This is a genomic window from Pseudoalteromonas pernae, assembly GCF_039831865.1.
Classification (GTDB): domain Bacteria; phylum Pseudomonadota; class Gammaproteobacteria; order Enterobacterales; family Alteromonadaceae; genus Pseudoalteromonas; species Pseudoalteromonas pernae.
In genome coordinates this window covers 641,938-666,432 of record NZ_JBDODM010000001.1, presented here as the reverse complement: position 1 = coordinate 666,432, position 24,495 = coordinate 641,938, and the positions used below count along the sequence as shown (strand labels likewise).

Annotated in this window: 22 protein-coding genes; 16 read left to right on the top strand and 6 right to left on the bottom strand. The window is 45.2% G+C overall.

Annotated features, from left to right (window positions below; translation table 11 throughout):
- Positions 1-204: 204 nt before the first annotated feature.
- From V1358_RS02850 to V1358_RS02820, 7 genes are all read left to right on the top strand, one after another.
- The gene (locus tag V1358_RS02850; protein ID WP_347389062.1) at positions 205-2,997 is read left to right on the top strand and encodes a monovalent cation/H+ antiporter subunit A; all 2,793 of its coding nucleotides are present in this window, start codon (positions 205-207) and stop codon (positions 2,995-2,997) included.
- Positions 2,997-3,338 carry a Na+/H+ antiporter subunit C gene (locus tag V1358_RS02845; RefSeq protein WP_347389063.1) on the top strand — a complete coding sequence of 114 codons (342 nt, stop codon included), beginning with the start codon at positions 2,997-2,999 and terminating at the stop codon, positions 3,336-3,338. Before V1358_RS02850 ends, V1358_RS02845 begins: the two co-directional genes overlap by 1 nt.
- The gene (locus V1358_RS02840; protein WP_347389064.1) at positions 3,339-4,862 is read left to right on the top strand and encodes a monovalent cation/H+ antiporter subunit D; all 1,524 of its coding nucleotides are present in this window, start codon (positions 3,339-3,341) and stop codon (positions 4,860-4,862) included. It abuts the gene before it with no gap.
- Between the two features lies 1 nt (position 4,863).
- The gene (locus V1358_RS02835) at positions 4,864-5,400 is read left to right on the top strand and encodes a Na+/H+ antiporter subunit E (protein ID WP_347389065.1); all 537 of its coding nucleotides are present in this window, start codon (positions 4,864-4,866) and stop codon (positions 5,398-5,400) included.
- Positions 5,394-5,663 (top strand): K+/H+ antiporter subunit F, encoded by a 270-nt coding sequence (locus V1358_RS02830; RefSeq protein WP_347389066.1) that lies wholly within the window; start codon positions 5,394-5,396, stop codon positions 5,661-5,663. The genes V1358_RS02835 and V1358_RS02830 overlap by 7 nt, the downstream gene beginning before the upstream one ends.
- Positions 5,664-5,671: 8 nt before the next feature.
- Positions 5,672-6,001, top strand: a complete 330-nt coding sequence (locus tag V1358_RS02825; RefSeq protein ID WP_347389067.1) for a Na+/H+ antiporter subunit G — start codon at positions 5,672-5,674, stop codon at positions 5,999-6,001.
- Positions 6,002-6,288: 287 nt separating this feature from the next.
- Positions 6,289-7,911 carry a methyl-accepting chemotaxis protein gene (locus tag V1358_RS02820; protein WP_347392518.1) on the top strand — a complete coding sequence of 541 codons (1,623 nt, stop codon included), beginning with the start codon at positions 6,289-6,291 and terminating at the stop codon, positions 7,909-7,911.
- A 53-nt stretch (positions 7,912-7,964) separates the two neighbouring features.
- Here V1358_RS02820 and V1358_RS02815 read toward each other — a convergent pair whose 3' ends face one another.
- Both V1358_RS02815 and V1358_RS02810 read right to left on the bottom strand, forming a co-directional pair.
- Entirely contained in the window at positions 7,965-8,366 is a 402-nt protein-coding gene (locus V1358_RS02815) for a type 2 periplasmic-binding domain-containing protein (RefSeq protein WP_347392517.1), read from the bottom strand.
- An 11-nt stretch (positions 8,367-8,377) separates the two neighbouring features.
- Positions 8,378-9,568 (bottom strand): porin, encoded by a 1,191-nt coding sequence (locus V1358_RS02810; protein ID WP_347392516.1) that lies wholly within the window; start codon positions 9,566-9,568, stop codon positions 8,378-8,380.
- Positions 9,569-9,940: 372 nt separating this feature from the next.
- On the opposite strand from V1358_RS02810, the gene V1358_RS02805 reads away from it, so the two are divergent.
- Genes V1358_RS02805 through V1358_RS02775 form a run of 7 tightly spaced genes read left to right on the top strand, consistent with a single transcriptional unit; the run spans position 9,941 to position 17,940 of the window.
- Positions 9,941-11,200, top strand: a complete 1,260-nt coding sequence (locus V1358_RS02805; RefSeq protein ID WP_347392515.1) for an efflux RND transporter periplasmic adaptor subunit — start codon at positions 9,941-9,943, stop codon at positions 11,198-11,200.
- Positions 11,201-11,227: 27 nt separating this feature from the next.
- Positions 11,228-11,962, top strand: a complete 735-nt coding sequence (locus V1358_RS02800) for an ABC transporter ATP-binding protein (protein WP_347389069.1) — start codon at positions 11,228-11,230, stop codon at positions 11,960-11,962.
- Between the two features lies 1 nt (position 11,963).
- Entirely contained in the window at positions 11,964-13,277 is a 1,314-nt protein-coding gene (locus tag V1358_RS02795; protein WP_347392514.1) for an ABC transporter permease, read from the top strand.
- 9 nt (positions 13,278-13,286) lie between these two features.
- Positions 13,287-14,492, top strand: a complete 1,206-nt coding sequence (locus tag V1358_RS02790; RefSeq protein ID WP_347392513.1) for an ABC transporter permease — start codon at positions 13,287-13,289, stop codon at positions 14,490-14,492.
- Between the two features lie 47 nt (positions 14,493-14,539).
- Entirely contained in the window at positions 14,540-15,865 is a 1,326-nt protein-coding gene (locus V1358_RS02785) for a sigma-54-dependent transcriptional regulator (RefSeq protein ID WP_347392694.1), read from the top strand.
- Positions 15,865-17,181 carry a sensor histidine kinase gene (locus tag V1358_RS02780; RefSeq protein WP_347392512.1) on the top strand — a complete coding sequence of 439 codons (1,317 nt, stop codon included), beginning with the start codon at positions 15,865-15,867 and terminating at the stop codon, positions 17,179-17,181. The genes V1358_RS02785 and V1358_RS02780 overlap by 1 nt, the downstream gene beginning before the upstream one ends.
- A 36-nt stretch (positions 17,182-17,217) precedes the next feature.
- Positions 17,218-17,940: an SIR2 family NAD-dependent protein deacylase gene (locus V1358_RS02775; RefSeq protein WP_347392511.1), complete on the top strand. Its 723-nt coding sequence runs from the start codon at positions 17,218-17,220 to the stop codon at positions 17,938-17,940.
- A 28-nt stretch (positions 17,941-17,968) separates the two neighbouring features.
- Here V1358_RS02775 and V1358_RS02770 read toward each other — a convergent pair whose 3' ends face one another.
- The 3 genes from V1358_RS02770 to V1358_RS02760 all read right to left on the bottom strand — a co-directional run bounded on the left by V1358_RS02770 (position 17,969) and on the right by V1358_RS02760 (position 20,367).
- Entirely contained in the window at positions 17,969-19,204 is a 1,236-nt protein-coding gene (locus V1358_RS02770; RefSeq protein ID WP_347392510.1) for an Ig-like domain-containing protein, read from the bottom strand.
- Between the two features lie 46 nt (positions 19,205-19,250).
- On the bottom strand, positions 19,251-19,766 hold the full coding sequence (locus V1358_RS02765; RefSeq protein ID WP_347392509.1) for an outer membrane beta-barrel protein: 516 nt from the start codon (positions 19,764-19,766) through the stop codon (positions 19,251-19,253).
- A gap of 175 nt (positions 19,767-19,941) precedes the next feature.
- Positions 19,942-20,367 (bottom strand): hypothetical protein, encoded by a 426-nt coding sequence (locus V1358_RS02760; protein WP_347389074.1) that lies wholly within the window; start codon positions 20,365-20,367, stop codon positions 19,942-19,944.
- 237 nt (positions 20,368-20,604) lie between these two features.
- On the opposite strand from V1358_RS02760, the gene V1358_RS02755 reads away from it, so the two are divergent.
- Positions 20,605-21,546 carry a PDC sensor domain-containing protein gene (locus tag V1358_RS02755; protein ID WP_440589861.1) on the top strand — a complete coding sequence of 314 codons (942 nt, stop codon included), beginning with the start codon at positions 20,605-20,607 and terminating at the stop codon, positions 21,544-21,546.
- Between the two features lie 5 nt (positions 21,547-21,551).
- Here the strand turns inward: V1358_RS02755 and V1358_RS02750 are convergent, their stop codons facing one another.
- Complete coding sequence (locus V1358_RS02750; protein ID WP_347392507.1) at positions 21,552-23,105, bottom strand: ATP-binding response regulator; 1,554 nt, start codon at positions 23,103-23,105, stop codon at positions 21,552-21,554.
- A 342-nt stretch (positions 23,106-23,447) separates the two neighbouring features.
- Here V1358_RS02750 and V1358_RS02745 point away from each other — a divergent pair, with 342 nt between their 5' ends.
- Positions 23,448-24,491, top strand: coding sequence for an HD domain-containing phosphohydrolase (locus V1358_RS02745; RefSeq protein WP_347392693.1), 1,044 nt, complete (start codon positions 23,448-23,450; stop codon positions 24,489-24,491).
- The last annotated feature ends 4 nt before the right edge of the window (positions 24,492-24,495 follow it).

Sequence of the window (24,495 nt, the reverse complement as noted above, 5' to 3'; positions counted from 1 at the left end):
GTCCGCCTAAGTTTTAGCCGAATAGGCCGGTGTAGTCTAGACAAAGGCTGGGCAGCCCAGTATAACTGGTTAATTATTAATATTTAATTGGCACTATACTAATCTTATTAGTGACAACATCTGTACAAAAAGCACCCGCTTCATAATGGGTGATAACAAAATGATTGCCAGTATTATCGGCAACAACAAAAAGGTTCATACACTATGACATTGCTGTGGATACCCCTGTTATCCCTTATTGGCAGTCTACTTGCGAGTTTTACCGGCAAATTGACGCGCAATCAAAGCGCGGCCGTCACTGCAGTAATGCCCATTATATGTTTGGCGTTAGTGATCAGCATGGCACCGCAAGTGCTTGCCGGCGAGATTCTTTACGCCAGCCTACCTTGGATCCCTGAACTAGGCGTGAATTTATCCTTCCGTCTAGACGGTCTAGCATTGCTATTTTGTATTCTTATTCTCGGCATTGGCTTATTGGTCATCTTGTATGCGCGCTACTATTTGAGCGCGAAAGATTCTATGCCAAAACTGTATGCCTATTTGATGTTGTTCATGACTGCGATGCTCGGCATTGTTACAGCCAACAATATCATTCAAATGTGGTTTTTCTGGGAGTTAACCAGTGTTAGCTCATTCTTGCTGATTAGTTACTGGTGGTTTAACCCAGAAGCGCGCAAGGGTGCGCGTATGGCGTTGGCTATTACCGGTGCCGGTGGTCTGGCGTTACTTGCTGGTTTGGTGTTAATTGGCCAGCTAGTAGGCAGCTACGAACTCGATGTGATTTTACAACATGGTGAATTAATCAAGAGCTCTAAGTGGTATCCGCTTATTCTTGTCTTGGTATTGCTTGGCGCCTTCACCAAGTCAGCGCAGTTCCCATTCCACTTTTGGTTACCGCATGCAATGGCAGCGCCAACACCTGTGAGTGCCTACTTACACTCGGCCACTATGGTAAAGGCTGGTATCTTCTTGCTCGCACGTTTCTACCCAGCGTTAGCGGGCACTGAATTGTGGTTTATCATCGTTGGCGTTACGGGTTTAACAACCTTGCTGATGGGGGCGTATATTGCCTTATTCAAACATGACCTCAAAGGCTTATTGGCTTACTCAACCATCAGCCACTTAGGCTTGATTACGCTGCTATTGGGTCTGGACACTCAGCTTGCCGCTGTAGCGGCCATCTTCCATATTATCAACCACGCTATCTTTAAAGCGTCACTGTTTATGGCAACCGGCATTATCGACCATGAAACCGGTACGCGTGACATGCGTAAAATCAACGGTATGTGGCGGTATATGCCTTACACCGCAACCTTAGCTATGGTGGCGGCATCCTCTATGGCAGGTGTGCCGTTACTAAATGGTTTCTTATCGAAAGAGATGTTCTTTGCGGAGACTCTGCACCAGCAAATGCTAGGCTCAATGTCGTGGTTAATTCCAGTATTGGCGACCGTAGCAGGGGCCTTGTCAGTGGCTTACTCTGCACGATTTATTCACGATGTATTCTTCAATGGCGAGCCCAAAGACTTGCCTAAACAGCCGCATGAAGCGCCGCGCTATATGCGCGTTCCAATCGAGATTTTAGTGCTGCTGTGTATTCTTGTGGGTTTGTTCCCAGGCTTTGTAGTTGACCCAATCTTGATGGTGGCGTCAAACGTTGTACTCGGCGGTGAAGCTCCGGATTACCACATTGCTATTTGGCACGGATTTAACTTGCCGCTGTTCATGAGTGCCGTGGCGGTTGCCGGTGGTTTGTTTATTTACTCGCAACGCAAATATTTATTCCAGTTCCAAGCATCGTTGCCGAACGTCAGTGCTAAGAAGGCATTTGACTCGAGTATTCAACGCGTAATCGATTGGTCTCGCGAGCAAATTCTACGTATCGAAAATGGCTCATTGCAACGTTACGTATTCATACTGATTTTATCGACCTTGATTGTTGCTGGTTTACCCTTGTTTGAAATGCACACTTTAGCGGGAGCAACAGGTCTAACTGACATTGATGCCCACAATGCAATTGGTGCAGGCTTATTAATGGTCGGCTCTTTAGCCACTTTGATTTGGCACCGTTCGCGTATGGTTGCCTTGATCTTGGTGTCGGTTGTTGGTTTGATGACCTCAGTGGCATTTACACGCTTTTCTGCGCCTGATTTAGCGCTAACGCAGTTAACGGTAGAAGTAGTAACCGTAATGCTACTGATGCTAGCGCTGTTCTTCTTACCTCAGCGTACGCCGAAAGAATCGAGCTCTTTGCGTATCTTACGCGACTTGGGGATCAGCAGTGCCATCGGGATTGTGATAGGCAGTATTTGTTACGCAATCTTGACGCGCCCACAAGAGAGTATCTCGCAGTTTTTTATCGGCAACGCCAAAACAGGCGGTGGTGGTACCAACGTAGTTAACGTGATCCTCGTCGATTTCCGCGGCTTCGATACCTTAGGTGAAATAACTGTACTGGGCATAGCGGCGTTGGGTATATATAAACTGTTGCTTAACTTGCCATTGTTTATGCCTGCATCAGACAGTGAAGGTCGCCCATGGGCGCGTGAACGCCACCCACTGTTGCTTGCAAGTATTTCACAAAGCTTGTTACCGCTCGCGATTATGGTTTCTGTGTATATCTTCTTGCGCGGTCACAATATGCCAGGCGGCGGCTTTATCGCAGGTCTGGTTACGTCTATCGCTTTCATATTGCAGTACATGGCCAATGGTTCAAATTGGATTATGGCGCGCATGGATATCAACTATCGCAAAGTTATCGCGTCTGGTTTAGCAATTGCAACGCTCAGCGGCTTGGGTAGTTGGGCATTTGGTCGCAATTTCCTTACCAGCTGGTTTGACTATTTCGATATTCCACTGGTGGGCAAAACAGAGTTGGCAAGTGCGATGATATTTGACCTCGGGGTATACCTCACGGTAGTAGGTGCAACACTAATGATTCTCGCAAGTCTGGGTAAATTGACGGCGGAAACACCAAAAGAAAAGGTTAATCTCTAATGGAACTCTTATATGCATGTTGTGTAGGTCTATTAGTGGCCTGCGGTGTTTATCTGATTTTACGCGCTAGGACTTTCCCTGTGGTACTGGGATTAACCATGTTGTCATATGCGGTGAATTTGTTTTTGTTCTCATCAGGGCGATTGAAAATCAACCAAGCACCAGTACTGGGACAATCAGCGAGTTACGCGGATCCTTTGCCACAAGCTCTTGTGCTTACTGCGATTGTAATTGGTTTTGCAATGACGGCGTTCGTGGTGATTTTGTCGATTCGTGGTCGTGCGGATTTAGGTAATGATCACGTAGATGGACAACCGCGTTCGAAAAAGGGGTCAAAATAAATGCAGCATTTGATCACGCTTCCTATTTTATTGCCGCTGATTGCGGGGATCATCCTCTTACTGCCGCCGTGCGGTAAGAGTTTAGTAATGAGACGTTGGGTTGCCACCTTTATGGCGCTCTTTACTTGTATTACGTCAATGATGTTACTCAATGAGGTCATCAACCACGGTTCAATCGTTTATGCCATTGGTGAATGGCAACCACCTTTCGGTATCGTATTATTTGCCGATCCATTGGCGGTCATTCTTACTATTTTGACTAGCTTCCTCACACTCGTGACGGTTATATACGCTAGCCGGGCCGACGATAAAGCAGGCAGTTTTTATCACCCTCTGACGCATTTCTTGCTCATGGGTGTCAATGGTGCGTTCTTAACGGGCGATTTATTTAACCTATTTGTGTTCTTTGAGGTGTTACTGATTGCATCCTATGCCCTGATGATGCACAAAAAGGATAAGCACACCACCAAAGCTGCACTGCATTATGTGATTCTAAACCTTGTAGGCTCAAGCATCTTCCTAATTGCATTGGGGATTTTATACGGTGTGTTGGGGACTCTGAATATCGCCGATATGGCGGTAAAAGTTGCTGCATTACAAGGAGATGATATTTTCCTCGCAAAAATAGGTGGCTTAATGCTGCTTATTGTCTTTGCACTCAAAGCTGCTCTATTGCCGCTTCATTTATGGCTACCCGCTACCTATGGCCGAGCAATGCCTGTGGTTGCAGCGCAGTTCGCAATCATGACCAAAGTGGGTGTGTACGCCATGATGCGTGTATTCACCATGATTTTTGGTGAGCAAGCGGGAGAGCTCAGTGGCTTAGCATCAACATGGTTATGGCCACTGGCGCTTGTGACCTTGGTCGTTGGTGCTGTAGGGGTACTTGCTGCAGAAGATTTACGTCGCTTAAGTGCTAACCTTGTCATCGTTTCTGTGGGTACCTTGATTGCTATGGTTGCGTTGAACGACGAGAAAGCGACTGCGGTTGCGATTTTCTACATGATTCATTCAACGATTGCCTGTGCAGCCATGTTTTTAGTGGCTGATATGGTGGCGTTGCAGCGCGGTAAAGTGCAAGACCGCTTTGTAAACAGTCGCAGTGTGGCAGAGCCTAAACTGCTTGGCTTTTGTTTTGTCACCGCGGCCATTGCACTTGCTGGATTACCACCGCTTTCTGGTTTTATCGCTAAACTGTGGTTACTCGAAGCATCCTACTCTGTGGGTGTTGCTTGGGTGTTCTGGCCTATCTATTTACTCGGCAGCCTTGCAACGTTAGTAGCTTTATCGCGCGCAGGAACAAGCCTGTTTTGGCATGACCACCCAAATCACGAAGAGCAGTTTGAAGACAATGTCTATGCCGGCAAGCGTCGTGCTATGGCCTTGGTTATCATTTTGTCTGTACCAGTATTAATGAGCGTGTTTGCATCACACATTAGTGATATTAGCTCACAAGCTGCGGCGTCATTACATAACACGCAAGTGGCTATAGATACTGTGTTCGCGTTGGCAAAGGAGCAATAACATGCAATTAGAAGCTCGTTATAAATGGCTACCCACCCCGTTTCGAAGCATTCTGCTGTTTTTAGTGTGGTTGCTGTTAAACGATAGCGTGTCTGCGGGTCACCTTATTCTCGGTGCTGTGTTAGCCATTGTTATCCCGTTAGTCATCGCACCGTTTCGTAAACCTCAGCCGTTAATTATGCGTCCAGGGTTAGCACTTAAGCAGTTGATGATAGTGCTGTGGGACATACTGACTGCCAACATTGAAGTCGCATTTAAAATTTTGGGTCCAACGAAACGGCTGCGCCCAGGTTTTATTAAAGTGCCGTTGGACTTGGACCAAGACCTACCTATCACGATGCTGGCAAGTACCGTGTCGTTAACTCCAGGTACGGTGAGCGCGGAAGTCTATCCAATTCCCGAGTCACTGCCCAAAGGGCAGGTGCCAGAGCAGCGTTTTTTGCTCATCCACGTGTTAGATTTAGACGATGAGCAAGAGTTGATTAACACCATTAAGAGCCGCTATGAGGCGCCACTTAAGGAGATTTTCCAATGCTAGAGCATGTATTACTGGTTGTTTTTGCAATGATTGGGATTTCCTTAGTGTTGAACTTATGGCGCTTAATCGTAGGTCCTTCGGTCCCAGATAGAATCTTGGCGCTCGATACCATGTACATCAACACCATCGCGCTGATTGTGCTTTATGGTATTGGGATGAAAACGCAGATTTATTTTGAAGCGGCATTGTTGATTGCCATGTTGGGCTTTGTGAGCACAGTAGCTGTATGCAAATACCTACTACGTGGCGATATTATTGAATAGGCACTGTTATGACTGAATGGATTATTTCTTTCTTATTGTTGGCCGGTGGTATGTTTATCTTGATTGGCTCCATTGGTCTGGTGAAAATGCCTGACTTTTTCATGCGTTTGCATGGCCCAACCAAAGCGACCACGCTAGGCATGGCGTCTTTGCTGATTGCTGCCAACGTGTTTTTTAGCGTTAACAGTGGTGAAGTGAATATCAAGGAAATCTTGATTTCAATCTTCTTGCTTATTACCGCGCCAATAACAGGTTACATGCTTATCAAGTCAGCGATTCACCACGAATTGCAGGCCAAAGAGGGCACCAAAGGAATGGATAACATCGAAGATGATTAAATTTGCAAATCAATAAAAAGTGGCGCTTAAGCGCCATTTTTTATGTCTTTAATAAACTTAATTTAAGCTCGTTAGGGTCTAATACTCAGTTATTACGTAGCTATTGAACAGCACTCATCAACAGTTGCGAGGTTGAATTTCGATTGCCAATTCGCCTTTGCTTGCTACCCATTGTGATTCGCTAAAAGTATATAAATTCAAGAAAAAGTTAGATTTTTCCCAAAATTGGTCAACAATTAGTGGGTAGCGGCCGATAACCAATAAGTTATAGTTTTGAGGTGTTAGGTATGAATCAAAGTTTTTCATTTGCAGATTTGAGTATTACCAAGAAAATACACGCCATTACCTTAGTGGCTGTCATTGCCTTTTTGGCGATTGTATTGGTCAACTTCACTGCAATGAACTCCAACCAAGATGCGCTCGATGAACTACAAACATCTACTTATACGCTGCTAACCATCACTACCAGTAATGTCACTCACTTAAAGAAAATAGATGAACTTTATACTCAAGCTGTCACCTTTGGAGATAGTGAATTATTAGATAATGCTGCCCAAACGTATAAAGATATCAAAGCAAACTTGGCACAATTAAAGAAAATGCAGCCCAATCTCCTGCCCGACAACACAACAACCAGACTAGACAACTATGAGGCTATTGCAGCTCAAATTGCAAGAGGGATGATCGATGGCACGGCTGATTTCAGTAAAATACAGCAAGACGCCCAGAATAAGACGGCCATTTTTGACTCTTTGGTAAGTGACTTCGACGCAGCAAAAAGCAAAGCGAATAGCCGCTTTATTGAATTAATTGATGATACTAAAACCCGTTCAGGTAACGCCATGACGACTATGTTGGCAGTTGCGTCAGTGTCACTGATTATCGTGATTTTACTAGCTGTATGGATTGCTAAGGGGATAGGAAATGCAGCCAAGGATGCAGCTTCAAACCTAGATCTATTGGCGCGTGGAGAGGGGTCGTTGTCTTCTTCTCTAAACGTGCGCTCTCATGATGAGATAGGGCAGGTATCTATAAACTTTAACGCTTTTATTGCGCTACTAAAATCGACGGTTTTAGAAGTGATGAATGTTGTTGAACCACTGATGGAAAACTCTACTCGATTAGTACAAGGCATGGAAAAAGCCGAATCTGCGACTCATCAGCAAACTAACGATGCTGAGGTTGTACGCCAGTCCATGGAGGAAATGCGTCAAAGTGTTGGTGATATTTCCCATTCTGCTTCACAGGCGTCGGATGCAGCGCAAGTTGCTGAGCGTGAAGTAGCTCAAAGTAAGACCCAGATAAGCACCTCGGTGAACGAATCAAAAGCTTTGAGTGAAGAGATTAATCGCGCCGCAGAAACTATCAATAAGCTTGCGGACGATACCCAGAATGTCGAGCAGATTTTAAACGTTATCACCTCAATCGCAGAACAAACGAACTTGTTGGCGCTTAATGCGGCTATCGAGGCTGCCCGCGCCGGTGAGCAAGGACGTGGTTTTGCTGTGGTGGCTGACGAAGTAAGAGAACTCGCATCACGAACGGCTAAATCGACGAACGAAATCCGCGATTTGATAAACGTCCTCACCGTGGCTGCTAATGATGCCGTTAGCGCTATGACTTCCGCCAGAGACATGGCTACAAATAATGCGTCAGCGGCTGAGCAAACAGGGTTGTCTATTGAGCAAATAGCCGAGCAAATACTCTCGATAAACAGTATGAACGGGCAAATCGCAGCGGCGACCGAAGAGCAAACGTCCGTGGCGACCATGGTGGTTGATAATGTTACCTCAATGCATCGTTCCTTCGAGGACACTATGCAGGCGCTGAGTGAGGTGCGCGATGTAGCACAAAACCTGCATACACTGTCAGATAATTTACTCGGTGCCACCGCTAAATTCAAAGTGTAATCGCCAAAAAAAGCTCAACTTTATGTTGAGCTTTTAGAAGCGTATTTCGCTGCTTAAAAAGTTGCGATAACCTTTACGTCACCCGTAACATTGCTACTGCTCACATAACCAACTGCTCCCGGGTTATTTGCTACAAATTCAATAACAGCTTGGTCATTGGCAAGTTTATCAGGAGGAGTACCCTTGCCAGTAAAGACTAATTTAGACCAGTGTGCATTTAATTGTGCACTTGATTTGCCCAGCACCTTGTCATTGAACTCGTCAAACACGGCATTGCCATCTTGATTTACCGGTTTTGCAGAACTCCCGTCAGCAAAAGACTTAGCTTTGCCTAGGTATATCTTTTTGACAGTATCAGCATCAGCACCACTATTGCTTGGGTGTGTAATCACTGAAATATCGGCGAAGGCGCTCGTACTCAATACTAATGCCAGCGTTGTGATTAATCTATACATGGTAAGCCTCCTTAAAAGACAATGTCTACGCCAAGCGATAGGACTTCCACTTTAGTGTCGGTAATATCGTAATCGACTTGCGTGAGGTCTATTTTAAATGCTGCTGACGGATGGAAGTTATAGCGTGCACCCACTGAATAGGAATTCGATGATACTGATTGTGACGCTAGTGCTAAGTTGGTCAGATCTCGAAGGTAGGGGGCGTTGGGGTCCATGGGATTGGTTGTAACTGGGATGTTCCCCAATTGAGAATCAACCGTTAATGGCACCGTATTAAACTCATCACTATTATTGTCATCTTCATTGTCTTCATAGGTTAAATTGAGAGTCCATTCATCTATGCGGTATCCGAGAGAAATGTAGTATTGCTGCTGTTTGGCTAAAATACTATCGTCAACATCGAACTCCGTGTATTCAGCATCAAACAGGAGATTCTCGTGGTCAATACTAAAGCCAATCGCGGCAAAATAAGCGTCATCTTCATTAATGGCGATATCCTCGGCTTGTGCCGTTAAACCATAATTGTTCAAACCAGCAAGCAACCCAGTAAGATCTGCGCTGTTACTGAGGTCTATAGTCGCTTCACTAATGAAGTAGGCTGCCCGCGCGCTAAACCAATCCTTGCTGATGGTCCAGTTAAAGCCCAGAGTATTGTTGAGCTCAGCAGCATCTGATGCCGAAACTGCGGCTATATCATCATCAACACTGCCAAAGACGAGTTGTAAGCTACTGTCCCAATTGCCTATGGTGCCATTGTGCAAATAGCTCAGCCCCTCATACGTTGAGAAACTTAAGTTGTACACCGACTGTGGTGGTCTGATCCACCGATAGGCATAACCAACATCGAGGAAGTCGGAATAACGATAAAAAGGAATGCGCATTTTCCCCGCGCTGAGTTGACTATTATCTGATATTTCATAAGTGATATAGGCCCACTCAAACTCAGCGTCAAAATCATCCTCTCCACGAGCGATGATTTGTGCAGTAGCACTCAATTTATCGTGCAAATCAGCCGAAACCTGCAAAGCAAATAAGCTTTCGGGTTTAAAGCTGACATCACTGTCATAACCATACAGGGTATCGTCATCATCTAACGTCATACCTGCAGAGATTGATGCAAATCCGTTGATACGGATCTCTGCGCTGGCCGTGGCGCTATATAACCCCGTCATTACCGATAAAGCTAATAACGTCTTTTTCATGTTGATATTCCTATTATGACCTAATGGACTCTATAAAAGCTTAGAATCAATCGCGTATATAACAAGATTTCTCGTTATTTCATTAAGTTAAATACATAGGGAAAGTGTCCGTGGCGGACACTTTTATCGTCCGCGGACAGTTTGTAAAATTCACTTAAAATTAAATTGTTTATATAAAACATAGCCTTAGTTTTTATTTTCGTTTTGGCATGGTTTTCGTAAGTAGATAACCAGTACACAAATAAAATGGACACTAGCCATGCTTTTAACGACTTTCGTGTTTTTTACCTCACCGCTGTTGATGCTCATCGTGGCGTTGGTAAACACTTTTGCAGATAAAAACAACAATGCATCTCACTCTGAGGTATCACTATGATCCGTGATACTCAGGCGCAGGACACGCAAATTGTTGTGAAGAGCAAGCGCGGTAAATATTTGTTCGCTGCCGTTATAGCTGGCTCGCTTTTGGCCTTAGGTGCCTTTTATTTTTCGAGCAGCAGCGCCAATACCACTATGTCGTTGAATAGAGACACAGTGAAAATTGCCCAAGTCACACGTGGTGACCTTACTCGTGATATCGCCACAACAGGTTTCATCGTGGCTGCCAATGCACCACAAATTTACAGCTCATCACAAGGTTATGTGCAGCTGATGGTCGACCCTGGTGATGAAGTAGAACAAGGACAAATCATTGCCTCAGTGTATAGCCCAGAGCTTACCAATGAACTCAAGCAGCATGAGTCTGAGTTACAGCGTCTGACCGACGAGCTTTCTCGCAAAGAGCTGCAAGTTCGCCGAGACAAGCTAGCACTAGCAAGAACATTAGACATGGCCGAGGTCACCTTGAATGCCGCGAACCGCGAACACCGTCGTGCGCTATTGTCGATTAAAGACAACCTCATCAGCCAAATTGATATGGAACAAGCACAGGATGATTTAGCTCGCGCGAAGCTGGCGTTTAAACACGCGCAGCAGGAAATCGAAATTGGCAAAGACACCTTAGCGTTTGAGCTGAAGTCAGCCCAAGCCGATGTAGCGCGCCAGCAACTTGTTGTGGATGAACTCAAACGTCGCGTCAATGAATTAGACATCGCGGCGCCTGTGACAGGCGTTGTCGGTAACTTGCTGGTGCAACAACAAGCGGCAGTTTCACCGAGCCAAGCGTTAATGACATTAGTGGATTTGAGCGCCTTTGAAGCTGAACTTCAAGTACCAGAAAGTTATGCTAACGAGTTGGGCTTGGGCCTAGAAGTAGAGCTTAAAATTGGCGGTGACACGGTACGCGGTACGTTGGCGTCTATCTCCCCCGAAGTCAAAGATCGCCAAGTGAGCGCCCGTGTACGCTTTGACCAAAATCAAGTGGATAAAATCCGTCAAAACCAGCGTTTATCAGCTCGTATTCTTTTGGAAAATCGTGAGAACGTACTCATGGTTCGCCGTGGTGCCTTTTTGAATGAAGGTGGCTTGGTAGCCTATCGCGTCAATGGTGATGTGGCAGAGAGAATTCAAATTCAAACCGGTGCAACTAGCATCGCAAATGTTGAAATTACCAATGGTGCCCAAGAAGGCGACCAAATCGTGATTTCAAACTACGACTCATTTAAGCGCTCAGAGCGCGTACTACTGCGTTAACTCGAACTCGCAATAAGGAACAAAATAATGATTAAGATGAATAACATCAACAAAGTATACCAAACGGAAATGGTGCAAACTCATGCACTTCGCGATTTCAATCTTGAAGTTAAACAGGGTGAATTTATTGCAGTAACGGGGCCGAGTGGAAGCGGCAAAACCACCTTTTTAAACATTGCGGGTATGTTGGAACCTTTTACTGATGGTACCTATGAACTTGATGGCATCGATGTCGGTAAGCTTAACGACAATCAACGTGCGGACCTTCGAAATCAAAAGATCGGCTTTATCTTTCAGGGCTTTAACCTGATCCCCGATTTGAACCTTTATGAAAACGTTGAAGTGCCATTGCGATATCGTGGCATCAAATCCAATGAACGTAAAAAGCGTATTGAGCGTTGCCTTGAATTAGTTGGGCTGGGTGCGCGAGCAAAGCACTTACCGCAGCAGCTTTCAGGTGGTCAGCAGCAACGCGTAGCGATTGCTCGTGCTTTGGCTGGTGAACCACGTTTCCTACTTGCGGACGAACCAACGGGTAACCTAGATAGCCTAATGGCGCGCCAAGTGATGGAAATTCTTGAAGACATTAACCGTGAAGGCGCCACCATTGTGATGGTAACCCACGATCCTGAACTCGCCCGTCGTGCACCGCGTAATATTCAAGTTGTTGATGGCCAGCTCGCTGACTTCAGCTTGTATCAAGGCGCGCCGGGCAAAGAACAAACGGCTGGCGAAATCGCCGCACGTGCAGTGGAGGCCTAATATGTTTTGGTACTATTTAGACTTAAGCTGGCGTTCGTTTAAACGCACTCCCTTGGTTAGTGCGCTCATGGTAATTGCCATTGCTATCGGTATTGGTATTACTATGACCACACTGTCCGTTTATCACATGATGAGCGCAGACCCTATCCCAAGCAAAAGCGATAAGCTGTTCGCCGTGCAATTGCAAACAATGGATGAAGGTGAGGGGTGGTTTACAAAAGATGATATTCCTTACCAACTAACCTACCAAGACGCTCAAAAATTGATGACAGACGCACAAGGCAACAAGCAAGCAGCGATGGTGCGTACAGGATTTGCAGTGCACTTAGGGAACGAGAGTCAATCTCCAAAATTGATGGATGCACGTGCTACAGGACGCGATTTCTTCAGCATGTTCAACGCCCAGTTCGTATACGGTGGTCCTTGGCAGCAATCTGACGAAGATAACGCAGTGCAAAAAGTGGTTATTGAACGCTCACTAAGTGAAGACTTATTCGGTGATAGCAACCCCGTAGGGCAAACCGTGTATTTAGACAAGTTCCTTTTTGAAGTGGTGGGTGTCGTAGAGCCTGTTACCGACAACATTAAATATTACGACTTAAACAATGGTGCATTCAAGCGACCTGAACGTGTGTTCTATCCATTCTCTTTGGTAAAAGAGCTGGAGATCCCGACTTGGGGTAACAGCAATGGTTGGAAACGTGAGCTAGTGAAAACCTACGCAGAGCGCCTAGAGTCAGAAATTGTGTGGATTCAATATTGGGTACAATTGGACACTGAGCAGGCCAAATCTGACTACCAGCAATACCTACAAAACTATATCAAAGAGCAACAAAAAATCGGTCGTTTTGCACGCAAAGAGCCCAAGGCCGTGGTTCGTGACGTAAACGAATGGATGCAGTACAACGAAGTTGTCAGTGAAGATAACAAGATATTGGTACTTTTAAGCTTCATGTTTTTGGCTGTGTGTCTGGCCAATATCCTAGGGCTGCTACTGGCCAAATTTATGCGCCGTGCCCCAGAAGTGGGCGTTCGCCGCGCATTAGGTGCAAGTAAAACTCAAGTGTTCATGCAGCACCTTGTCGAAGTGGCTTTACTGGGCGTATTTGGTGGTGTGTTAGGTATTTTGCTGGCGCAACTGAGCTTGTGGGGAGTGAGAGAGAGTTACAGCTATTACTCAAATCTTGCGACCATGGATTTATTGATGCTGCTCAGTGCACCGCTAATTGCCATCACGGCTTGTATCATCGCGGGTCTATTCCCTGCGTGGCAAGTGTGTCGCACTAACCCTGCGTATTACTTAAAGACTCAGTAGGAGAGCCCAATGTTAGAACTAAAACCTATGATAAGTGCGCTTATGCGTTCAAAAATTGGCGCTGCACTGCTGCTGATTCAAGTAGCCATTACTCTTGCCATTGTTAGTAATGCGGCCTTTATGATCAGCGATCGTTTGACCTATTTGAACCAAGAAACAGGCTACGATGAGCAAGCAATATTCAGTGTTAGCGTCAGCACATTTGACCCGAGCATCGACCTTATTCAGCAATATGCCCAGGACGAGCGTGATTTACGTGCTATTGAAGGTGTCATCGATGCCGCGATGGTAAATTGGGTGCCACTTTCAGGTAGTGGCTCATCCAGTAGTATGCATACCGTACCTGACCCAGAAATTGGTTCGGGTGTACGTGCGTCATACTTTACAACTAATGAGCACCTACTCAACACATTAGACGCAACCTTAATTGAAGGGCGCAATTTTTACCCAGAAGAAGTGGTTCATAGCGATAATTACGACACGCTTCCGACTAAAGCGATTGTCACTAAGGATTTTGCCAAAGAACTTTTCCCAGATACGCCGGCACTCGGTCAGTTCCTTTATCAAGGTAATGATGCTGTTGAGATCATCGGCATTATCGATACCATTAAAGGTCCTTGGTTGAATGACAGTCGTCCAGCAAATGTTGTGATATTCCCATTTAACTTCTCACAACCTCGCAGCGAGTTTGTGGTGCGTACAACACCGCAGCAGCGCGCTGAAGTGATGGCACAAGTTGAGCAAGTGCTATTAAAAGGCGAATCTCGCCGGGTAATTTATGGCATTCAAGGTCTGGATGAGAGCAAAGCAAGCTACATGGCTCGTGATAAACTAGTAATGCGTATGTTGGTCGTATTAATCGTGGTGCTAGTGTTAGTAACAGCACTGGGTATCTTCGGTCTAACCTTGTTCAACATTTCTAAACGCACCAAGCAAATTGGTACTCGTCGTGCGCTAGGTGCGCGTAAGTCAGCCATTGTGCGCTACTTCTTGATTGAGAATACCCTAGTGGCGGGTATGGGGTTAGTTATTGGCTCGATGTTGGCGATGGTTTTAGGGCAACAATTGATGAAAGTGTTCTCATTGCCTAGTCTATCTTTTACATTCGTCTTGGCGAGCGCGCTATTTATGCTCATAATGAGTCTAGTTGCCGCTTGGGGGCCAGCGCTTAGGGCTGCAAATGTACCGCCTAGTGTGGCAACACGCTCGATATAATAACAATAAGAAAAGCGCGCCTACGGGCGCGCGACATTATGGATAATATGAAAAAAATACTGATTGTTGATGACAACCCAGCCGTTTTAGATGCCTTAGCGTTACTTCTAGAGCTGCATGACTACCATGCAATAACGTGCGAAACACCCGCTCAAGCTCTGCACATAGTGCGTTATCAGCGCATCGCCTTGGTCCTTCAAGATATGAACTTCAGTGCCGACACCACCTCAGGTGAAGAGGGCAAAAAACTGTTTTATGATTTGCGTGAGATTAATCCTCATCTGCCGATAGTACTTATTACTGCGTGGACCGAGCTAAGTACCGCTGTTGAACTGGTCAAAGCCGGCGCGGCGGATTATCTCAGCAAGCCGTGGGACGACCAAAAACTGCTTACAACAATCGAGAACTTGGTGGCGCTTGGCGAAGCTGCCAGTGAAAATGCGGTGTTTAAACGCCAAGCGCAAGAGCGTGACCAAGCGCACCAAGGTGCCGATTTGGCTGGGCTCGTCTTTGCCAGTCCTGCTATGCAACGAGTTGTAGATATGGCCTTGCAGGTTGCTAAATCAGACGTACCCACCTTAATCACTGGCGCAAACGGCAGTGGTAAAGAAGGAATTGCTGAGATAGTACATCGTAACTCGCACTTGCGAGACAAACCCTTTATCAAGGTCAATGCGGGAGCACTGCCAGCGGACCTTATCGAAGCTGAACTCTTTGGTGCCGAAGCCGGCGCTTACACCGGCGCAAAGCAAACGCGTATTGGTCGTTTTGAGGCTGCAGATGGCGGTACCTTGTTTTTAGATGAAATCGGTAACTTGCCATTGGAAGGACAAGTTAAGTTATTGCGCGTGTTACAAACCGGCGAATTTGAACGCGTGGGCTCAACACAAACACGTAAGGTGAACGTGCGAGTGATCTCCGCCACCAACGCCGACTTACTTGCAGATATCAAACAAGGGCGCTTTCGCGAAGACTTATACTATCGCCTGAACGTCATTGAATTAAGCATTCCACCTTTGGCGCATCGAAAGGATGATATTCCTGCGCTTATCGGTCACTTCTTACCTGAGCGAGAGTTGAGCCCCCACGCGGAAACGCTTCTACGCCAACATTCCTGGCCTGGTAATGTGCGCGAGCTTGAAAACGCTTGTAAACGCATTGCCGTGCTTAAACCGGACGGTGTGTTAGAAGCTGAAGACTTTGCTTTGCAACAGGCTGAGCCAGGCGTGCAAAACAAAGCAGAGCCCAACAAACAGGAAATTGAAGATGCGATGCGAGCGCACCAAGGGGTGATTGCCAAGGTAGCGCGCGAGTTTGGTTTATCGCGACAAGCACTTTATCGTCGCATGCAAAAGTTTGGTATTGATTACTAATGAAGTTACTTCCTACAGGCGCCAGCCGACTGACTTGGCAATTGAGCATTTGGCTCAGTCTTTTTATCTGTTTACCCGTTGGCGCAGGTGTTGTGGTTGGTACATTTACGCTGATTCAGGGATTGTTACTCGGGCTGCTGTTAGGCGCATTTCAGGCTATTTTTGTAAGTCTCGTTATCACACCCAGAGTAAGGGGGTTGCAAGCCATTGAGTCAGGCTTGCTTAACTTTAAAGATGGCGACTTTTCCACTTCTTTGGCTTATCGAAAGAGCGATGAATTGGGCGATTTGTGCCAGTTATACAATGAAACCGCCAATAAGCTTCATCAAGAACGCCAGTGGATTTATCAGCGTGAACTCATGTTAGATAAAGTGCTGCACAATTCGCCGCAAGCTTTGTTGTTGGTCAATTCCAAAGAACAAGTGGTATACACTAATCACAGTGCGCGTAGTCTATTGTTTGGCGGCAACAAAGTCGAAGGTGAATCACTTGATAACCTCTTTGATGGTATGCCAGAGTCGATTGCGCTTGCCATTGGCCGCGGTGGTGATGGTTTGTTTAGCGTTGAGCAAGAAAACCAGCAAAGACAAACATGGCACATGGCAACGGGGCAGTTTTTACTCAATAATCAGGCTCATTTGCTTTATATTCTCAAACCCATGACGCGAGAAATATCGCGTCAGGAAGTGCAGGTATGGAAGAAGGTTATTCGTATCATTAGCCATGAGTTGAACAATTCCTTGGCACCTATTTCTTCAATGTTGCACTCAGGCAAATTGCTTTCTCAGCGCAATCAAGATGAGCGCCTTGAACGCGTGTTTAATACCATTGATGAGCGTATCGCGCGCTTGAGCGAGTTCGTTCAAGGTTATGGCAAGTTTGCTAAATTGCCGCAACCGCAACTGAGTTATTTTAACTGGCAAACCTTGGTTACTAGCCTCCGGGAACAGTGGCCTTTTGAAATTCGTGGGGAAGTAAGTGAGCAAGGTTATGGCGACGAGACGCAAATCCAACAATTACTTATCAACCTCCTTAAAAACGCCCATGAATCGGGCAGTGCGCCTGAGGATGTGTGGTTAAGTATCAGTTGTGACGAGCAGCAGGTCATTTGTGTCGGTGATAAAGGCAAAGGGATGACTGAAACCGTGATGGCAAGCGCTTTAGTGCCGTTTTATTCCACTAAAGCGTCGGGCAGTGGTTTAGGTTTGGCCTTGTGCCGAGAAATATGTGAGGCGCACCATGGTGATATTAGCTTGCACAATCAAGAGGGTGGTGGCTTAGTGGTGCGTGTGAACTTGCCAATTGTTCACGTATAATCATATTTCAAACGTTTTTGTAGCCTGGACATCATAATGAGCAATACCCTATACATCACCGGAGCGGGCGTCAGTGCCGCCGGTGGCATTCCTACTTTTCGCGGTGAGGATGGGTATTGGCGTATCGGTAGTAAAAACTACACGCCCATGGAAATGGCTACTCGGCACATGTACCAAAACTGCCCTGAGCAATTTTTAGCTTGGTACTATCATCGTTTTGCTACTTATCGCGACCACGGCCCAAATGAGGTGCATCACTGGTTAGCTGATAAAAACCTTATCACCCAAAACATTGATGGCTTAGACGGCAAAGCAGGCAATCAAGATTACATCGCTATTCACGGACGTTTGGACCAAATGACTCAATTTCATGAGCAAGGTGACTTAGTTGAAAAAATAACAACACCTTGGAATGACGTTGATGAAAGCCATTTAACAGAGTCTTTGTTTGAGATTTTTGCTATCGACAACGGAGCACCAGCCATGTATCGCTCCTACAAGCCATTTGTGTTGCTATTTGATGAGTATTACACCGACTTATACGGCATCACGGCGGCGCAACAACGTATGCTAGAGGCTGATAAAATGGTGTTTATGGGCACCTCTTTTAGCGTCAATATTACCCAAATGGCTCTGGATATTGCCCGCAGCATGGCTATACCCATTGAAGTGGTAGACCCAGAACCTACGCATGTTTTGCACCCTGACGTGTCGTACCACAAAATGACAGCACATGAGTATGTGCACATGAAAGGGTAGAGCGCTTTTCGCAGCGCTCTAAGGTATTTTATTGTGGCTCAGTAACAGCCACATCTACCACAAGGCGAGCCTCTAAAAATTTAAATGTGAGCGTTGAGGCGCCAGAGACATTTTCTGAAGCCTTTACCTCCAGAACTGCATTGCTACTGCCGGCGTCTTTAATAGATACAGTGAGCAAATCGTTGCTAACAGACACATCACTGGCATCGGTTACATTCACTGCATTGGTAAGGCCGTCGTAGTTGGCAAGTAGTGTCAGAGTTTGTGTTTCTCCGGACACAATTGATAGCTTCTCTAGACCATCGTTTAAAGAGATGTCCTGAAGTGTTCCAGTCCCTGAGCTTTGCACTTCTACCGAGAGAGATTCTATTAGGTTATCTGTGCACTCAGCGTATATTAGCCCGGTACCAACATTGGTCGCAAGGATTGCCCCGTTGTTCGGTTTCTCGGTTGCGATATGGACTAGCCCTTCATTTTGTTGTTGCCACTGGATGATAGGTGTAATGTCGTAGCTTAGTTCATCAAGGTTGCCAATTATCTGTAATTGGTCTCTGCTTCCTAAGTCGATATCAATAGACTCCACTGTTTCATCATTTGAATTGATAAAGCTGATGCTTGTAACTTCGGTTGCAGCTACATCTAATTGATAGCGGTTACTCTGTGTGTCGCCATAAGACGCTGTGATATTAAGGTTCGTGCCAGGAGCAGCACTAGTATAAAGCAAACCCTCCTCACTAAAGAGTGTTTGCTCGTTGTTGTGGGCGTGCCAGATTAGTTCGCTACTTTTTATCTTACCTTGATAGCCATCGGTAAAAATGATGTTGCTATTGATGGTGTTGGGCTGACAAGCGCGGACGATGGCGTTTGCAGTAGAAAGTATAATTGTATCGATAGCAATATCTTTGACAGAAACTTGCGCTGTCTCACTAGCGTCACCAAGTGCTGTTGCTGTAAATGTGACTAGTGAGTATTGAGTGTCGCTTTTAGCTATTGCACTAACGAGGCCATCTTCATCTATGGAAGCAGACTCTGGATGTGATGATGTCCACGTCACCTCCGAGGTTATATCCCTCGTCACGCCATTTAAATCTGTGCCGATAGCAGTTAACTGTAGAGTGTCTCCGGGTTCAATACGAATATTCCCCCCTTTTACCACGATAGATTCGATAAGGTCACCGGTTTGTTCTTGCTCGCCTTTATTGAAGGCATCGTTAATAGCGTTGGCGTTTTCATTTTCACTGCACCCAGTTATAGTAAGCATCATTGTGATACTTAATGTGTAAATAGTTGCTCTCATTGTATTTAATCCCTTAGAAATGGTAACTGAAGCCAACGCTCCAAGAATCGAGTTTTAAATTGTCTTGGTTGTAGCGTGATAGATAATCGGCACTTAGTCGCATGTTGTAGGGCAAGTCATAACTAATTCGGCCACCCCATGCAAACCCAGAAAATTCTTCTATTCCATCATAAACTTGCGCGTTGCCAGTGAAGTTCAATTCAGTTTTTGCATAGCCTAGTGCTAGGTCATAGCTAAAACTATCAAAGTTAGGTGTTCGAAATCGAATGAGTGCTGCTTGAGTCTTGCTAGCATCAATACTGACGCCTAATAATTCATCGTCAGATTGACTTAAATCGGTTTGCAGCTCTAAGAAAGTGCGATTATAAAGTTCGGCAGCTAATTTAAAAGTCACTGCAGTAGGCTTGGCATCCACACCAGCAAAGTCGGAGCGAATTTGCGTATGGTCGATACCCACGTAATATTCATTTGCATTGGCGCTGATAGCGAAAAGGCTAAAACATAGAGTGAGATAGATGATCCTGATCATTTGGGTTCTCCATTTTTTTTGGCATTGTACCAGCCTAAAGGTGGTTGTTAAGCGCTTTTTGTTTGGCCAATTCTTTTTATGAGTAAGTAAGTTAAGTATTGGCTTTCAACTTGTGGAATAACTATGAAAAAACCCAGCATAGTGCTGGGTTTGGTGCATCACATAGACAGTAAACTTATTGATTCGCTTCGAGCTCTTCACGCGTTTGGCGAATTTTTTCTTTCAGTTCTTCAATTTTTGCTTTGGTTTCTTCAGAAAGCTCACCTGCGCCTTCTTTTGATTCTTCCCACGCTTTAGCGGCTAGTTCTTTTGAATCAGCCACTAGGCTATTGAATTGCACTTTGCCTTCTTCACTCGCAGTCGCTGCCAACGCCTTGGACTCAGCTAACAGCTCATCAACTTGCTCAGAGAAGGACTCTTTGTCGAAATTTTCAGATGCTTCTTTGACTTCGTCCACAGCATCGTTCCACGCCGCTGCAATTTCCTCTTTCGCTTCTGCCGCTTTTTCTTTTGCTTGAGCTGATGTTTCTTTCGCGTCTTCACACGCGGTCAGTATCAATGCTGATGCCACTAATGTGATCACTGCAAATAGTTGTTTCATAACATTTTCCCTTTTTTGTTTAACTAATGGGTTCATTATAGAACAATAACTTAAATAGGGAATGAATCGATTCTAAGACGCACCGAAGCAGGGCGAATAGCGAGAATAGATTGCACTGATATTGCGCACATGCTGTATCAGATTTTTTATAAGCAATTAAAAAATAAGACTATTTTATTTTGGCATCAATTCTGCGTGTTATGTTTCAAGCCTTCAAGGGAGACTTGAGCTATGGCCATGAGCTATCTAAGTGTTATTGAACGATATCGCGAACATTACATCGAAATTTATCCTTTGCTGGAGTCACTCATTCACGCGCTGGTGGAACATGAAGATTGGCAGCGGCAACCAAATACAGCGTTTGTCGCTTTGTGTCGCTGCTATTCATTTGCTGAGCTGGCGTATGTATTGAATAAAGAGGGTTTGCAAGTCAGCGCCAACATAACAAGCAAAGGCGAGTACCTCAAAGGTGAAGGCGTGTCTCGTGCCAACCGTCCTTATTTTACAGCGTTAGAAGGTAGCGATATAAGCGTGGTCATCACTGAACCCTACATTTCATTAGCTACAGGCAATCTTTGTGTCTCCGTTATGATGAAATCGAGCCTATCCGATATTGAGAGTCAGTATGTGGTGGTGGATATTAATCTTTGCAAACTCATCGAATACGTCATGGGCGATCGCTCGCGAGGGCGCTTCAGTGGTGTATTCAAAGCTGGTTATTCGGTCATTGTAGTTAGTTTATTTACGCTGGTAATCGTGCTGGTTTACAACGTATGTATTGATATTAGCCAATTGCTGTTCAACCTTGGGGTGAACAATGACCCACTCAAACCTTTTGGCATCATCATTTTCATTACTTTGGCTTTATCTATCTTCGATTTGGGTAAAACTATACTTGAAGAAGAGATTTTGATGCACAAAGATATCTTTCGGCACAGCTCCACACGACGCACCATCACGCGTTTTATTTCCACTATTTTAATTGCCATCTCCATTGAAGCGCTGCTGACCATGTTTAAAGCATCATTGGGACAAAGTGAATACAGCACACCTGCATTATTGATGATGATCAGTGTCATCGGCCTGCTCATCGGTTTGGGCGTGTACGTGTTTCTTGGTGCAAAAGCGGAACTAATGCTGGTCGAAGCGCAGCATCAACGCAATCAAAAAGCGACATAAACTATTTAATCGCAAGGTAAAGATACGCTTAACGTTGTACCGTGCTCAATATGGGTGTCAAAGCTAATTGAACCATTTTGTACTTCGGTCATCAATTTAGCTGCGTAGGTACCAATACCCGCGGCATTGCGCTTGCCATAGGAGACATATTTGTCGAAAAAGCAGTTCACAACCTCTTCGGCAACAGCACCATGGTTATGAATATTAATAAGCATATACATACCGTTTCTTGTTGCGCTGAGATTGATTGCTGAACCTCTGGGGGCGGCGTCGATAGCATTTTGAATCAAGTTAGATAGCAGCGACATAGTGAGTAGCTCTTCCGCTTTTATTTGCGTGCTAGGAGCAATTTCATTTTGAATTTCCAGGTGTTTATCGTTGGCTGACAGGCGATAGTTATCAAGCACGGCGGTCACCAAGCGCAGTAAGTTTAACGGTACAGGGCACAAGTGATAGCTGCCATCTTCGAGCTGGCTAAGAGTCAGCATATTATCAATCATGTGCGACAAGCTGGTGGTGGACTGTTTGATGGCCGCAGTAGAGCTTTTCACTTTGTCAGCGTCTTTATGATAACGCTCCAACAATTCTAGTGTTTTGACCATCTCATTTAACGGATGCTTGAGATCGTTTTGCATAATGCGCTCGAACTCATCGCGCAAGCGCTGATTCTCAATGAACGTGTCGATTTGGTTGCGCATCATGCGAGTCGATAACAGCGTATGTGTGTGAGCCGCTATGCGGGCTTTAACCACCAAAGGATTTACGGGTTTAGTAATGTAGTCAACCGCGCCAAGTTCTAAACCTGTAATGACGTCTTTGTTTTGATCCAGAGCCGATAAAAAGATAATGGCGATGTGCTGAGTATTAGGGTTTTCTTTAAGACGACGACACACCTCTAGACCATCCATAGTGGGCATCATGATATCCAGTAACACTAGATCTGGTTGCACCTGAGCATTACAAATGGCCAATGCTTTTTCACCACTGATCGCTGCTTTAATTTTGTAGTCCTTTCGTAGAATTTCACTGATAACTTGGATGTTATCTGCGACATCATCCACGACCAGAATATGAATGGGTTCAGCGGTTTCTTCGGTGGGCTTATCTTTGATTGTGCTTTGTTGTTTAGACCGAAACTTTTTCACGGGTTTCTCTAACGCACGAACTAAACGCTCAGCCAGTATTTTGCCGGAAAAGGGTTTGACGACGTATTCCGAAGCACCATGTTTTATTGCGGCAATGACTTCTTGCTGTTCAATTACAGCAGACATGAATACAACGGGGATAAGGGCGCTACTTTCATCCGCGCGTATTGCTTTTAATAGCTCAATACCATCAAGTTTCGGCAATTTAAGTTCTGTGATAACAAGGTCGATATGTTGCTTTTTAATTAAGTTGAGCGCATCGGCTCCATTGCTGGCTTGAAGCACTTCGCCAAAGCACATCGCGTGGAGCATTTTAGCTACAGTGACGCGCATGTTATCTATCGAGTCAACGACTAAAACAGTTAGTTGTTGAAATGATGTGTCTTTTATTGAATTAGAAATTATCTCATGCATGACGGTTCCTGTTGGCCTACATTTATAAGTAGGTTTTAGAAAACAGGTACAACTTGTTAAGCATAGCTTAGCTGCGAAATTGAGGAGGCATTTTTAGATTTTACCCAGTGTTTTTATAAAGCAATCCAACATCTGACGTGAAGAAGCAGTTGATATAAGGCAAAGGTGACTTTAATAGAGGAGGCACGCAGTGCTCCTTGGGTATTCATAACAAGCGTGTGGCTCATTTTTGCTAAGACCTGCGCTTAACGCTTTAGATGAAAGTGATTTATACAGCTGGGTATATCGTGCGTTGGTACTACCTTAATGCTGTTCTTTATTATGGGTAGTTTTATGGGAAAAATTGCAAAGGCAACGATCTTAGTTGTTGATGATACAGTCGAAAATATCGATGTTCTTAGTGGTATTTTGCACGATGAATACCGAGTTAAAGCAGCATTGAATGGCCAATCAGCGCTTAAAATTGCACTGGCAGACGACAAGCCAGATTTGATTTTACTTGATGTTGTCATGCCTCAAATGAATGGCTTTGAGTTATGCAAAGTACTCAAGAGTAACCCGCTCACCAGTATGATCCCCATTATCTTCGTAACTGCTAAAGCGGAAGTTGCGGATGAGCGCATTGGTTTTGAGCTTGGTGCGGTGGATTACATTACTAAACCCATTAGCCCACCTATTGTCCTGACTCGTGTGAAAACGCAGTTGCATCTGTATGACCAAGCACGACATCTAGAGAAGTTGGTTCAGCAACGCACCGCTGAGCTCAATGAAACGCGGGTAGAAATAATTCGCAGACTAGGCAGGGCGGCAGAGTTTAAAGACAACGAAACGGGCATGCATGTCATTCGCATGAGCTGGTTTTGTCGCTTTTTAGCAGAGCAAATAGGCCAAGACGATGATTGGTGTGAGCTCCTCTACAACGCCGCCCCGATGCACGATGTCGGTAAAATTGGGATACCCGATAATATTTTACTCAAACCAGGGAAGCTGAATGAGCAAGAGTGGGAAATTATGAAAAAGCATACCGAATACGGCGTGCATATCATTGGAGACCACCGTTCTCCATTGATGCAATTGGCTAAGGAAGTGGCCATGTACCACCACGAAAAATTTGATGGGCAGGGATATCCTCGAGGATTATCCGGGGAGGCAATTCCGTTGTCGGCGCGTATTGTTGCCATTTGTGATGTGTATGATGCACTAACCAGTGCGCGCCCATACAAGCGGGCATGGACAGAAGAAGAAGCGATACAGTATCTAAGGGATGAGTCTGGTAAGCATTTTGATCCCCAGTTAGTCACGGCGTTTTTGACCTGTATTCCTCGCGTCAGAGAGATCCAAAAATTGTATATGGATGCTGACGATGATGTCTGTTTTAGCTCCTAAGGAT